The 13,154-nt window shown below is 68.6% G+C and carries 13 protein-coding genes and 1 pseudogene; 11 read left to right on the top strand and 3 right to left on the bottom strand.

The window, feature by feature from the left end; translation table 11 throughout:
* Positions 1–74: 74 nt before the first annotated feature.
* The 3 genes and pseudogenes from A5708_RS25275 to A5708_RS25270 all read left to right on the top strand — a co-directional run bounded on the left by A5708_RS25275 (position 75) and on the right by A5708_RS25270 (position 1,575).
* A complete protein-coding gene (locus tag A5708_RS25275; RefSeq protein ID WP_231118013.1) occupies positions 75–974 on the top strand; it encodes an OmpA family protein in 900 nt (299 codons plus the stop codon).
* 11 nt (positions 975–985) lie between these two features.
* Positions 986–1,066, top strand: a pseudogene (locus A5708_RS27735) (hypothetical protein); the annotation flags it as partial.
* A gap of 29 nt (positions 1,067–1,095) precedes the next feature.
* Positions 1,096–1,575, top strand: coding sequence for a hypothetical protein (locus A5708_RS25270; RefSeq protein ID WP_065031229.1), 480 nt, complete (start codon positions 1,096–1,098; stop codon positions 1,573–1,575).
* 4 nt (positions 1,576–1,579) lie between these two features.
* Here the strand turns inward: A5708_RS25270 and A5708_RS25265 are convergent, their stop codons facing one another.
* The 3 genes from A5708_RS25265 to A5708_RS25255 are packed head-to-tail and all read right to left on the bottom strand — an operon-like array spanning position 1,580 to position 5,185.
* A complete protein-coding gene (locus tag A5708_RS25265) occupies positions 1,580–2,917 on the bottom strand; it encodes a sensor histidine kinase (RefSeq protein ID WP_065031228.1) in 1,338 nt (445 codons plus the stop codon).
* Between the two features lie 15 nt (positions 2,918–2,932).
* Positions 2,933–3,643 carry a two-component system response regulator PrrA gene (gene prrA, locus A5708_RS25260; protein WP_007777113.1) on the bottom strand — a complete coding sequence of 237 codons (711 nt, stop codon included), beginning with the start codon at positions 3,641–3,643 and terminating at the stop codon, positions 2,933–2,935.
* Between the two features lie 45 nt (positions 3,644–3,688).
* Positions 3,689–5,185 carry a carboxyl transferase domain-containing protein gene (locus tag A5708_RS25255; RefSeq protein ID WP_065031227.1) on the bottom strand — a complete coding sequence of 499 codons (1,497 nt, stop codon included), beginning with the start codon at positions 5,183–5,185 and terminating at the stop codon, positions 3,689–3,691.
* Positions 5,186–5,212: 27 nt separating this feature from the next.
* Here A5708_RS25255 and A5708_RS25250 point away from each other — a divergent pair, with 27 nt between their 5' ends.
* The 8 genes from A5708_RS25250 (at position 5,213) to A5708_RS25215 (ending at position 13,153) form a co-directional block, all read left to right on the top strand.
* Complete coding sequence (locus A5708_RS25250; protein ID WP_065031226.1) at positions 5,213–5,944, top strand: enoyl-CoA hydratase; 732 nt, start codon at positions 5,213–5,215, stop codon at positions 5,942–5,944.
* Between the two features lie 5 nt (positions 5,945–5,949).
* Positions 5,950–7,059 carry an MBL fold metallo-hydrolase gene (locus A5708_RS25245; RefSeq protein WP_065031225.1) on the top strand — a complete coding sequence of 370 codons (1,110 nt, stop codon included), beginning with the start codon at positions 5,950–5,952 and terminating at the stop codon, positions 7,057–7,059.
* Positions 7,060–7,098: 39 nt separating this feature from the next.
* Complete coding sequence (locus tag A5708_RS25240) at positions 7,099–8,682, top strand: serine hydrolase (protein ID WP_065031224.1); 1,584 nt, start codon at positions 7,099–7,101, stop codon at positions 8,680–8,682.
* Complete coding sequence (locus tag A5708_RS25235) at positions 8,679–11,060, top strand: cation-translocating P-type ATPase (RefSeq protein WP_065031223.1); 2,382 nt, start codon at positions 8,679–8,681, stop codon at positions 11,058–11,060. Before A5708_RS25240 ends, A5708_RS25235 begins: the two co-directional genes overlap by 4 nt.
* A 66-nt stretch (positions 11,061–11,126) precedes the next feature.
* Positions 11,127–11,315: an antitoxin gene (locus tag A5708_RS25230; RefSeq protein ID WP_007777099.1), complete on the top strand. Its 189-nt coding sequence runs from the start codon at positions 11,127–11,129 to the stop codon at positions 11,313–11,315.
* A 3-nt stretch (positions 11,316–11,318) separates the two neighbouring features.
* A complete protein-coding gene (locus A5708_RS25225) occupies positions 11,319–11,792 on the top strand; it encodes an SRPBCC family protein (protein WP_065031222.1) in 474 nt (157 codons plus the stop codon).
* 88 nt (positions 11,793–11,880) lie between these two features.
* On the top strand, positions 11,881–12,651 hold the full coding sequence (locus tag A5708_RS25220) for a VOC family protein (protein ID WP_065031246.1): 771 nt from the start codon (positions 11,881–11,883) through the stop codon (positions 12,649–12,651).
* Positions 12,652–12,718: 67 nt separating this feature from the next.
* Positions 12,719–13,153, top strand: a complete 435-nt coding sequence (locus A5708_RS25215; protein WP_065031221.1) for a hypothetical protein — start codon at positions 12,719–12,721, stop codon at positions 13,151–13,153.
* The last annotated feature ends 1 nt before the right edge of the window (position 13,154 follow it).

Raw genomic sequence — 13,154 nt, 5'->3', positions numbered from 1 at the left:
CCCGACTCGGCAGGGGGTGAATCGGTAGGCTGCATATCGCCTGGCAAACGCCGGCGATATGAGGGAGGGCCGTCGTGAGCATCAAACGGCCCGGCCTGGCCTGGCTGATCGCGCTGCTGGTCATTCCGCTTCTGATGGCCGCAATCGGCTACGAAGTGTCGGCACGATCCCCGTCCGGCAGCGTGTCCTCGGCCCCGTCGACCGGCGCTGGTGCGCCGAAGCTTTCGTTGGCGGCGTTCTCCATGGTCCGCAACGGCAACAGCGTCACCCTGACCGGAGACTTCCCCGACGAGTCCGCCAAAGCGGCGTTGCTGAAGGTGCTGACCGGCGCGCTGCCTCCCGGCCTCGACATCGCCGACCAGATCCGCATCGATCCCGCCGTCGACGCACTCGATTTCGCCAAGGCCAAGCCCGTTTTCTCCGACAGCGCGTCGATCGCCGACTTCGCCCTCACGGTCGGCGGCGACACCATCACGCTGGCGGGCACGGCGGCATCGCCCGCGCAGAAGAACACCATCGACACCGATGCGAAGCGCATCTGGTCCAACCTGAATGTCGTTGACAATCTTGTCGTTAACGCACCGGCGGTGTCTCCGTCGCCCACCGCCGCGTCGTGTACCAACCTGCAATCCGCGATCAACACCCTGACCGACGGCGCTCTCACCTTCGACTCGAACGTCGGCAGTCTGACCGCGTCCGACGAGCAGGTCCTGACCCGTGTCGCTGACAAACTCAAGGCGTGCCCGAACGCGCGTGCGGCCATCAACGGCTACGCCGACAACACCGGCAATACGAGCCTGAACGTTCCGTTGAGCGAAGAGCGCGCGCAGGCCGTCGCGGGGTTCTTGGAAGCCCAGGGCGTGCCCGGCGACCGCTTGAGCACCACCGGTTTCGGCTCAGCAAATCCGATCGCCCCCAATGGCACGGACGGCGGTCGGGCACAGAATCGCCGGGTCGAAATCGTGGTCAGCTAAGGAGATTCGGCGTGGACTTCGTCATCCAGTGGTTGTGGTACCTACTCGCGTTCGTGGCGGGCTCGGCCGTCGCGTGGGTGATTGCCACCCTGCTCAACCGCCCGGGGAAGGGGGCCCGGCGATGAGTCACGTGCACTGGTGGCTTTTCGGCCTGTCCTTCGGCCTGGGGTTGGTGCTGACGCTCACGCTGATGATGAACCCCACCAAAAGCCAAGCGCCGGTGGCGAAGTCACCGAGCAAGGGGGCGGCGCCGGAGCCCGCCACCACCGCGATCCCGGTCGCCGAGAAGCGCACCACGAAAATCCCGGTCACCGAACGGCGCACCACGAAGATCCGGATCGCCAAGGAGGCGCCGACCACCAAGATTCCGCCGTCGCCGCGCGCGCCGTACGGCCCGGGCTCGGCCGACGCCGCTCCCGACGGCCGGGGGCCGGCGGGATACCTGATCAAAGCCCGCGCGGAGGGCAAGGTGTACTTCACGCCCGACGATCCGAGCTACGACTCGACCGCCGCCGAGGTCTGGTTCAGCGACGAAAAATCCGCGCGGCAAGCGGGTTTCACGCCGTGGCGCGACAGCCCGGACAACCCGCGGCGGCGGTAGAGCGCTAGCTCGGACCGGGGAGCCGCAGCACCAGCCGCGCGCCGCCCAGCGGGCTGCTCTCCAGCGCCGCCGTCCCACCGTGCAGCTGGGCTTGCTGGGCAACCAGCGCCAAGCCCAGCCCCGACCCGGAATGGGAGGCCGTCGATCCGCGTGAAAACCGAGCGAACACCACCCGGCGCTCATCCTCGGGTACACCGCTGCCGTTGTCGTCGATGGCGATCTCCACACCGGCGCGCGAGCTGACCGCCGACAGCTGCACCTGGGTGGCGCCGCCATGCTTGACGGCATTGGCGATCGCGTTGTCCACGGTGAGGCGCAAACCGGCCGGCAACCCGACGATGATGCAGGTGGGGGAGGGGACCAGCGAAACGTCGACCCCCGGGTAGATCCGGGTGGCGTCGTGGGCGGCGCGGTCGAGCAGCTCGGTGATGTCGACGGGCACGTGATCGTCGGACGTCGACAGTTCGCCCTGGGCCAGCCGCTCGAGGGCGGTCAGCGTGGCCTCGATCCGTGACTGCGTGCGGATGACGTCGCCCAGCACCTCTTTGCGCTGTTCGTCGGGCATGTCCAGGGTGGACAGCACTTCGAGGTTGGTGCGCATCGCGGTCAGGGGGGTGCGCAGTTCGTGTGAGGACACGGCGGCGAAGTCGCGCGCCGACGCGAGCGCGTCCTTGGTCCGGTCCTGTTCGGTCCAGATGCGTTGCAGCATGCCCCGCATGGCTTCGGCGATCTCGACGGCCTCGCTGGCGCCGCGCACTGCCACCTGCGGCCGTTCGTCGGCGTCGATCGAACGGGCTTGCTGGGCCAGACGTTTGAACGGCCGCACCGCGAAAGCCGCAAGCAGCCAAGCGAATACCGCCGCCGCACCGATCGAGAGCGCGCAGATCAGGATGACCCGGCGATGTAGGTTGTTGGTTTGGGCGATCGTGTCGTAGTAGGTCGCACCCACTGCGACCGTCGCCGGCTGCGGCGTGGCGACCTCCAAGGTTCGGACGCGGTAGCGCACCCCGTTGATGTAGGTGTCGGCATAGCCCACGTCCAGCGGCGGCAGCGTGACGTCCGAGTTGGACTTGACCTGGCCGTCGCGCCGGACGGTGATGACGGTGTCCTGATCGTTGGGGGCACGCGGGATGTCATCGACACCCCGGGGCAGGAAGGGGATGGCGAAACCGGCCGCCTCGTCCAGACGGCGATCCAGGCGTTCCTTCCAGGCGCTGGTGATGCCGAACCACACGACCGCTCCCGCGATCACCACCACGATGGCGGTGCCGATGGCCGTCGCTACCGCGACCCGCGCCCGTAACGACGGCGTACGGGTCGCAATCCTGGACAGGAAGTTCATTGCCGGTCGACCTGCTTACTGCATGCGCAGTACGAATCCCACTCCGCGGACGGTGTGCAGCAGGCGAGGTCCGCCGTTCGCCTCCAGCTTGCGGCGCAGATACCCGATGAACACGTCGACCACGTTGGTATCGGCGGCGAAGTCGTAACCCCACACCAGCTCGAGCAGCTGCGCGCGGGACAACACCGCGGTCTTGTGTTCGGCGAGCACCGCCAGCAGGTCGAACTCCCGCTTGGTCAGGTCGACGTCGACGCCGTTGACCCGGGCACGCCGGCCCGGGATGTCGACTTCCAGCGGCCCGACCGTGATGGTTTCCGAGGAGGACGTGGCGGTGGCGCCACGGCGACGCAGCAGCGCCTTGACGCGCGCGACCAGCTCGGCCAGCACGAAGGGTTTGACCAGGTAGTCGTCGGCGCCGGCCTCCAGTCCGGCGACCCGATCGTCGACGGAGCTGCGGGCGGACAGCACGCAGACCGGCACGTCGTTGTCCATGGCGCGCAGCGCCGTGACGACGCTGACGCCGTCCAGCACGGGCATGTTGATGTCGAGCACGATCGCGTCCGGGCGCGTCTCGGTGGCGCTGCGCAACGCCTCGGCGCCGTCGACCGCCGTCGACACTTCGAATCCGGACAGCCGCAGACCGCGTTCGAGCGACGCGAGCACATCTGAATCGTCGTCGACGACCAAGACGCGCGGTGAGCTAGCTCCAGTGTCCATGCCGCCCATTTTGCCTGATTGCCGACTATGGCTGTGGGAGGCTACACCGCTGTCTTACCCGGCGGTTTCGCGACGATGCTCGGGCAATCCGATGTTGCGGTAGCGCCGCAACCGGGCGGCCAGCCGCTCGTCGGCGGGCAGCCCGCGCAGCGCCCGCACCTCGGCGGCGATGGCCCGCGACAATCGCCGCGCGAACTCGACCGGCTCGTCGGCGGCATCGGGATGCTCCGGCACGATCGCGTCGACAATCCCGGACTTCAGCAGATCGACCGATCGAACGCCTTGTGCCGCAGCGAGTTCGGCGGCGTGCTCGGTGTCGCGGTAGACGATCGCGCTGGCGCCCTCCGGCGGTAGCGGAGCCAGCCAGCCGTGCAGCGCGGCCAGTACCCGATCGGCGGGAACCATCGCCAGCGCCGGCCCGCCGCTGCCCTGGCCGAGCAGCACCGACACCGTCGGGGTATCGAGCGTCACCAGCTCGGCCAGGCACTGCGCGATCTGCCCGGCCAGCCCGCCCTGTTCGGCTTCGGCCGAAAGGGCCGGCCCCGCGGTGTCGATCACCAGCACCAGCGGCAGACGCAGCTCGGCGGCCAGCGCCATGCCGCGCCGGGCCTCGCGTAGCGACGCGGGCCCCACCAGGCCGCCCGTCAGCCGTTGCTGGCCCAGCACCACCACGGGCTGGCCGGCGAATCGGGCCAGCGCCAACAGCGTGGTCGCGGCCTCGCCCTGGCCGGTCCCCGACAGCAGCACCCGATCGGTGGCGCCGTGCCGCAGCAACAACCCCACCCCGGGCCGGTCGGGCCGACGCGAGGCCACCACCGAGTCCCACGCCGCGACGTCGGGCGTCGGTTCGGGTGGCGCCGGCGCGGGCAGCGGTTCGGGAGTGTCGGCGATGACGGTCATGGCACGGTCGAGCGTCCGGCGCACTTCATCGAGCCGGACGACGCCGTCGATCACGCCGTGTCGCTGCAGATTCTCCGCGGTCTGCACGCCCGCCGGGAAGGATTCGCCGTAGAGCAACTGGTAGACGCGCGGCCCGAGAAAGCCGATCAGCGCGCCCGGCTCGGCGACCGTCACATGACCGAGCGAACCCCAGGACGCGAACACCCCGCCGGTGGTCGGATTGCGCAGATAGACCAGGTAGGGCAGGTGCGCCTGTTTGTGCAGCCGGACGGCCGCGGCGATCTTCACCATCTGCAGAAACGCGACCGTGCCCTCTTGCATGCGGGTGCCGCCGGAGCTGGGCGACGCCAGCAGCGGCAGGCCCTCGGCCGTCGCCCGCTGCACGGCGGCGGTGATCCGCTCGGCCGCTGCCACCCCGATCGACCCGCCCAGGAAGCCGAACTCGCAGACCACCACGGCGACCCGGCGCCCGAAGACGCGCCCCTCGCCGGTGAGCACCGATTCGTCCAGGCCCGTCGCTTCCCGGGCGGCGGCCAGCTCTTCGGCATAGGAAGCGCTGACCGGCACCGCGAGCGGCTCGCTGTCCCAGCGGATGAAGGAATTTTCGTCCAGCACCGCATCGCGGAGTTGACCAGCCGTAATACGACTCACGTGACGAGGCTATATAGGGTGGCTGCCATGATCGGTGTTACCCAGGCCGAAGCCGTTATGACCATCGAGCTGCAGCGCCCCGAGCGCCGCAACGCCTTGAACTCCCAGCTGGTCGAGGAGCTGCGCGAGGCCGTGCTGAAGGTCGGCGACGGCTCCACCCGCGCGATCGTACTGACGGGTCAGGGCACGGTGTTCTGCGCCGGCGCGGACCTCAGCGGTGACGCCTTCGCCGCCGACTACCCCGACCGGCTCATCGAGTTGCACAAGGTGCTCGACGCCACGCTGATCCCGGTGATCGGGGCGATCAACGGGCCGGCCATCGGCGCCGGCCTGCAGCTGGCCATGCAATGCGATCTGCGGGTCGTCGCGCCCGACGCGTTCTTCCAGTTCCCGACCTCGAAATATGGCCTGGCCCTGGATAACTGGAGCATCCGGCGACTGTCCTCGCTCGTCGGCCACGGCCGCGCCCGCGCGATGCTGCTCACCGCGGAGAAGCTGACCGCCGACGTGGCGCTGCAGACCGGGATGGCCAACCGCATCGGGACGCTGGCCGACGCGCAGGCCTGGGCCGCCGAGATCGCCGGCCTGGCGCCGCTGGCCATCCAGCACGCCAAGCGGGTGCTCAACGACGACGGCGCCATCGAAGAGGCCGGGCCGGTGCACAAGGAGCTCTTCGACAAGGCCTGGAGCAGCCAGGACGTCGTCGAAGCCCAGGTCGCCCGGATCGAGAAACGACCGCCGAAGTTCCAGGGGGCCTGACAAACATGCGGGGGACGCTACGGCTGGTCGCCGGTACGGCGTCGCTGGCGGCCGGTGGCTGGCTGGTGCGGGCGCTGCACGGCGCGCCCGACGCGCTCGGCGCGCACCCCGCGTCGATCGCGGCGGTGACGGCCCGGTCGCCGCACTATCGCGACGGCGTCTTCGTCAACCTCGAGCCGGCCTCCGACACCAAGATGGATCGCGAGCAACTGCGGCTCGTCGCGTGGGAGCTGATCGGCAACCGGGGCGGCAGCCGGCCGAAGGGGCCGATCCCGCTGGCGTCGCCGGGGATTCTCGAGACCGACCCGAGCCGGCTGGCCGTCAGCTGGTTCGGCCACTCCACGGCGCTGCTGGAGATCGACGGCTACCGGGTGCTCACCGATCCGGTGTGGAGCGACCGGTGCTCGCCGTCGGACGTCGTCGGCCCGCAGCGGCTGCACCCGCCACCCGTCCCACTCGAGGCGCTGCCCGCCGTCGATGCGGTGGTGATCAGCCATGACCACTACGACCATCTCGACATCGACACCGTGAGGGCGCTGGCCCGCACCCAGCGGGCCCCGTTCTTCGTGCCGCTCGGCATCGGCGCCCATCTGCGCATGTGGGGCATCCCCGAGCACCGCATCGTCGAACTCGACTGGCATCAGAGCGCCAAGGTCGACGAGCTCACGGTGGTGTGCGTGCCGGCGCGGCACTTCTCGGGACGCTTTCTGGACCGCAATACGACACTGTGGGCGTCCTGGGCGTTCGTCGGCCCGACGCATCGCGCGTATTTCGGCGGCGACACCGGCTACACCAAGAGCTTCGCGCAGATCGGCGCCGATCACGGGCCGTTCGACCTGACCCTGCTGCCCATCGGGGCCTACAACACGGCGTGGCCCGACGTGCACATGAACCCCGAGGAGGCGGTGCGGGCGCATCTCGACGTCACCGACGGCGGGCTGCTGGTCCCGATCCATTGGGGCACTTTCCGGCTGGCCCCGCACCCGTGGGCGGAACCGGTTGAGCGCCTGCTGGCCGCGGCCGCGCCCGAGCGGGTGGACGTGGCGGTGCCGCTGCCCGGTCAACGCATCGATCCCGCGGTGCTGGAGAATTCCGAGCCCTGGTGGCGGCTGTAGATTGACGCGGCGCGCATCGCACCGCGTTAGGGTTCGCGCATGACCACACGTGCGGCCGCGGCCGCATTCGCCGCGACGCTGCTCGGGTTGACGGGCTGCGGCTCCGCGCAGCCGACCGCCGGTCCGCCGTCCACACCGTCAGACGTTCCGCCCAATCAGGTCTCCGGTGTGTCGATCCCGGCCGGACGTATCGATGAGGCCGTCGCGAAGGTCGACGGTCTGGTCAACGACCTGATGAAGACCACCGGCATCCCGGGGATGGCCGTGGCCGTTGTGCACGGCGGGAAGGTGTTGTACGCCAAAGGCTTCGGCATCAAGGATGTGAGCAGGGGGCAGGGCCAGGACAACAAGGTGGACGCCGACACGGTCTTCCAGCTGGCCTCGGTGTCCAAATCCGTCGGCGCGACGGTGATCGCGCACGAGGTCAGCGACAACGTCGTCGGCTGGGACATGCCCGTCGCGTCCAAGCTCCCGTGGTTCACGCTGAGCGATCCCTACGTCACCAGCCATGTGACCGTCGGCGACCTGTATTCGCATCGCTCCGGGCTGCCGGACCACGCCGGTGACAATCTGGAAGACTTGGGCTACGACCGTCGGCAAACGCTGGAGCGACTCAGGTACCTGCCGCTGGATCCGTTCCGAATCAGCTACGCCTACACCAACTATGGGATCACCGCCGGCGCGGAGGCGGTGGCGGCCGCGGCGGGCAAGCCATGGGAGGACCTGTCCGACGAGGTGCTCTACCGCCCGCTGGGAATGACGTCGACCAGTTCGAGGTTCGCCGACTTCATCGCCCGGCCCGATCACGCGGTCAACCACATCAAGGTCGATGACAAGTGGCAGGCCCGTTTCCAGCGCGACCCCGATCCCCAGTCGGCGGCCGGCGGCGTGAGTTCATCGGTGAACGACATGGCACGCTGGCTGTTGATGTTGCTGGGCAACGGAACTTACGACGGCCGGCGGGTCACGTCGCCGGAAGCCCTGCTGCCCGCCACCAGTCCGCAGATGGTGTCGTCGCCCGCCAAAACACCGCTGGCGCGCACCGGATTTTACGGATACGGCTTCAACTCCTCGGTGGATTCATCGGGACGCACCGAGTACAGCCATTCCGGCGCTTTCGATTTGGGCGCGGCGACCAATTTCGTGGTGCTGCCGTCCGAGGATGTGGGCATCATCGCGCTGACCAACGCCGCGCCCTACGGCATCCCGGAAACGCTGACCGCCGAATTCATGGACCTCGTCCAGTACGGTCAGATCCGCGAGGACTGGGGTCCCTTGTACAAGAAGGCGATCGGCTGGCTGAACAACCCGGTGGGCTCGCTGGTCGGCAAGCAGCCCCCGGCCAATCCGGCCCCCGCCCGACCGCTCGGCGACTACGCCGGCAGCTACGCCAACGATTACTGGGGACCGGCCGTGGTGACCGAACACGACGGAGCGCTGCAACTCGCGATGGGGCCGAGAAACCGGACGGCCACCCTCACGCACTGGGACGGCGACACCTTCACCTTCACGCTGACCGACGAAAACGCGCCACCCGGAACGGTTTCCAAGGCCGTGTTCGCGGGCAATACCCTGAACCTGGAGTATTTCGACTCGAACAAGCTGGGAACCTTCACGCGATGACGCTCGCTGCCGCCGCTGGCCTGACCGATGCCGACGTCGCGCAGCGCGTGGCCGACGGCAAGAGCAACGCGGTACGGGAACGTGCCACGCGCAGCATCCCCGCTATCGTCCGGGCCAACGTCTTCACCCGGATCAACGCGATCCTGGGGGTGCTGCTGCTGATCGTGCTCGCGACGGGCTCGGTGATCAACGGGATGTTCGGGCTGTTGATCATCGCCAACAGTGTCGTCGGCATGGTCCAGGAGATCCGCGCCAAGCAGACGTTGGACAAGCTCGCTATCGTGGGACAGGCGAAACCGTTGGTGCGCAGGCAATCCGGAACCCGGGCGGTGCCGCCAGGCGAGGTGGTGCTCGACGACATCATCGAGCTGGGCCCCGGCGATCAGGTGGTCGTCGACGGCGAGATCCTCGAAGGGGCGAACCTGGAAGTCGACGAGTCGCTGCTGACCGGTGAGGCCGACCCGATCGCCAAGACCGTCGGCGACGCGGTGATGTCGGGCAGTTTCGTGGTCGCGGGCAGCGGCGCCTACCGCGCCACCAGGGTCGGGCCGGACGCCTACGCCACCAGGCTCGCCGAGGAAGCAAGCAAATTCACCCTGGTGAAATCCGAACTGCGCAACGGCATCAACCGCATTCTGCAGTTCATCACCTACCTATTGGTGCCCGCCGGCCTGCTCACCATCTACACCCAGCTGTTCACCACGCGCGCCGACTGGCGGCAGGCCGCGCTGCGCACGGTTGGCGCACTGGTGCCGATGGTTCCCGAAGGGCTGGTGCTGCTGACGTCGGTCGCCTTTGCGGTCGGGGTGGTCCGGCTCGGTCAGCGCCGGTGCCTTGTGCAGGAGTTGCCCGCCATCGAGGGGCTCGCGCGCGTCGACGTGGTCTGCGCGGACAAGACGGGCACCCTGACCGAGAGCGGCATGCGGGTGGCGACCGTGGACGAACTCGGCCCGCCGGGGGAGCGGATCGCCGACGTGCTGGCCTCGCTGGCCGCCGCCGACCCGCGACCCAACGCGAGCATGCGGGCCATCGCCGAGACCTACCACGAACCGCCCGGCTGGACTGCCACGGCGACAGCGCCTTTCAAGTCGGCCACAAAATGGAGCGGCGTCTCGTTCGATGGCCATGGCAATTGGGTGATGGGGGCGCCGGACGTGTTGCTCGAGCCGGCGTCGGCCGCGGCCGAACAGGCCGAGCGGATCGGGGCGCAGGGGCTGCGGGTGCTACTGATCGGCGCCGGTGACGTCGCCGTCGACCACCCCGACGCGCCGGGCCGCGTCACCCCCGTCGCGCTGGTGGTCCTCGAACAGAGGGTGCGTCCGGACGCCCGCGAGACGCTGGAATACTTTGCCGAACAAGGTGTTTCGGTCAAGGTGCTGTCCGGGGACAACGCGGTCTCGGTCGGCGCCGTTGCGGGCAAGCTCGGGCTGCGCGGAGAGACGATGGATGCGCGCCAATTACCTTCCGAGCCTGCGCAATTGGCCGACGCGCTGGACACCCACACCACCTTCGGGCGGGTGCGGCCGGACCAGAAACGCGCCATGGTGCACGCCCTGCAATCGCACGGGCACACCGTCGCGATGACCGGCGACGGCGTCAACGACGTGCTGGCCCTCAAGGACGCCGACATCGGTGTGGCGATGGGCGCCGGCAGCCCGGCGGCGCGCGCGGTCGCGCAGATCGTCTTGCTGGACAACAGGTTCGCCACGTTGCCCTATGTCGTAGGGGAGGGGCGCCGAGTGATCGGTAACATCGAACGCGTCGCCAACCTGTTCCTGACCAAGACGGTGTACTCGGTGCTGCTGGCGTTGCTGGTGGGCATCGAATGCCTACTCTCCAAACCGCTGAAAGCCGACCCCCTGCTGTACCCGTTCCAGCCCATCCACGTCACCATCGCGGCCTGGTTCACCATCGGCATACCGTCGTTCATTCTGTCGCTGGCACCCAACAACGAACGTGCCCACTCGGGCTTCGTGCGCCGGGTCCTCACCTCGGCGCTGCCCTCCGGGCTGATCGTCGGCACCGCGACGTTCGCTTCCTACCTGCTGGCCTATCACGGTCGCCACGCCACCTTCGTACAGCAGGATCAGGCATCCACCGCGGCCCTGATCACGTTGCTGATGACCGCGCTGTGGGTGCTGGCCGTGGTGGCCCGCCCCTACGAGTGGTGGCGGGTGGCGCTGGTAATCGCTTCGGGCCTGGCCTATGTCGTGATTTTCAGCCTGCCGCTGGCGCGCAAAGAATTCCTGCTCGACCCGTCCAATGTCGCGGTGACGTCGACCGCGCTGGGCGTCGGGGTGCTGGGTGCGGCCGCCGTCGAGGCCGCGTGGTGGATCCGCGCCAAAGTGCTCGGCGTGCAGCCGCGGTTGTGGCGCTGAGCGCGCCGAACTCACCCGCAGTGCGCCCTCGCCGGCCAAGTACGATGCCGGGAAAAGGGAGGGCGCATGGGATTCCTGGACAAGGCAAAAGACCTGTTGTCGCAGAACGCCGACAAGGTCGAAATGGCGATCGACAAGGCCGGCGAGTTCGTCGACGACAAGACGCAGGGCAAGTACACCGACACCATCCACCAGGTGCAGGAGCAGGCCAAGAAGGCCACCGGCGCCGCGGACACCGGCGACCAGCAGAACTGAGCAATGGCGAAGCTTTCCGGATCCATCGATGTCCCGCTGCCACCCGAGGTGGCCTGGCAGCACGCCTCCGACCTGTCCCGGTACAAGGACTGGCTGACCATCCACCGGGTGTGGCGCAGCATCCTGCCCGACGAGATCGAAAAAGGCACGATCGTAGAGTCGATCGTCGAGGTCAAGGGCATGTACAGCCGGATCAAATGGACGGTGGTGCGCTACAAGCCGCCCGAGGGCATGACGCTCAACGGCGACGGCGTCGGCGGGGTCAAGGTCAAGCTGATGGCCAAGATCCAGCCCAAGGACGACGGCTCCATCGTCAGCTTCGACGTGCACCTGGGCGGCCCGGCGCTGTTCGGACCCATCGGCATGATCGTCGCCGCCGCCCTGCGCGGCGACATCAACCAATCGCTGGAGAACTTCGTCACGGTGTTCACCCGCGCGGACCCGAGCACGAACGGAGACGGTGGGCCTCATCGCTGATCGCCGGCGCCGATGAGTTTTAGGCTGGGCGCCAGTCGATAGTGTGAAGCCCTTTCCCTCGGGGCCAGGACACCACCAGGAGGTCACCGTGCCCATCCGCGACAGCGCCCCGCTGGGCGCCCCATGCTGGATCGATCTGACCACGTCCGACGTTGCACGCGCCCAGCAGTTCTACGGCACGGTCTTCGGCTGGACCTTCGAGTCCGCCGGACCCGAGTACGGCGGCTACGTCAATGCCGCCAAGGACGGCCACCCGGTGGCCGGCATCATGGCCAACCGGCCCGAAGCCGGGTCGCCCGACCATTGGGCCACCTACTTCCACAGCGCCGACATCGACAGCACCGTCGCCGCGGTGACCGGCGCCGGTGGTGAGGTGTGCATGGCGATGGAGGTTCCCGCCAAGGGCCACATGGCCGTCGCCACCGACCCCGCCGGCGCGGTCTTCGGGCTGTGGCAGCCCCTGGAACACCGCGGCTTCGAGCTCATCGGGGCCGCCGGTGCGCCGGTCTGGCACCAGCTGACCACCCGCGGCTACGGCGCGGCCCTCGACTTCTACCGCAGCGTGCTGGGATGGCAGACCGAGACTGTGTCCGACACCGACGAATTCCGCTACAGCACGGCACGATTCGGTGGCGACCAATTGCTCGGCGTGATGGACGGCGCCGCGTTCCTGCCGCAGGACACCCCATCGAACTGGGTGATCTTCTTCGGCGCCGAGGACGTGGACAAGACGCTGCGGGTGATTGCCGACAACGGCGGCACCGTGGTGCGTGACGCCGAGGACACCCCGTACGGACGGCTGGCCGCCGCGGGCGATCCGACGGGCGCGGTCTTCAACCTGTCCTCGCTGCAGACGTAGCGCCTCGTACGGCGAGCCTCACGCTCGCTCGCGTGGGCCGGTGTGAGCGTCCGTTAATCTCGCTACCATGACTCGCCGACTGCGCCCCGGTTGGCTGGTGGCGTTTTTCGCCGTCGTGGTGTCGGCCAGCGCATGGCTGCCGTGGCTGCGGACGACCGTCAACGGCGGGGGCTGGGCCAACGCCATCGGCGGCGCTCACGGCAACCTGGAATTGCCCCGGGGGTTCGGTGCGGGCCAGCTCATCGTGCTGTTGGCCTCGACGTTGCTGGTGGTCGGCGCGATGATGGGCCGTGGGTTGTCCGTCAAGGTCGCTTCGGTTGCCGCGCTGCTGATTTCGCTGCTGATCGTGGCGCTTACGGTGTGGTACTACAAGCTCAACGTCAACCCGCCGGTGTCGGCCGAATACGGCCTGTATGTCGGCGCGGGTGCCGCGGTCTGCGCGGTGGCGTGTTCGCTGGTGGCCGTCATCGCCGCGGTGGCTTCCGGGCGGTCCGGCCGCTGAA

Source organism: Mycobacterium colombiense (genome assembly GCF_001672755.1).
In the GTDB taxonomy this organism is placed as follows: Bacteria; Actinomycetota; Actinomycetes; order Mycobacteriales; family Mycobacteriaceae; genus Mycobacterium; species Mycobacterium colombiense_C.
Note: the sequence above shows the minus strand (reverse complement) of the source record. Positions and strands in the feature narration are given on the sequence as shown.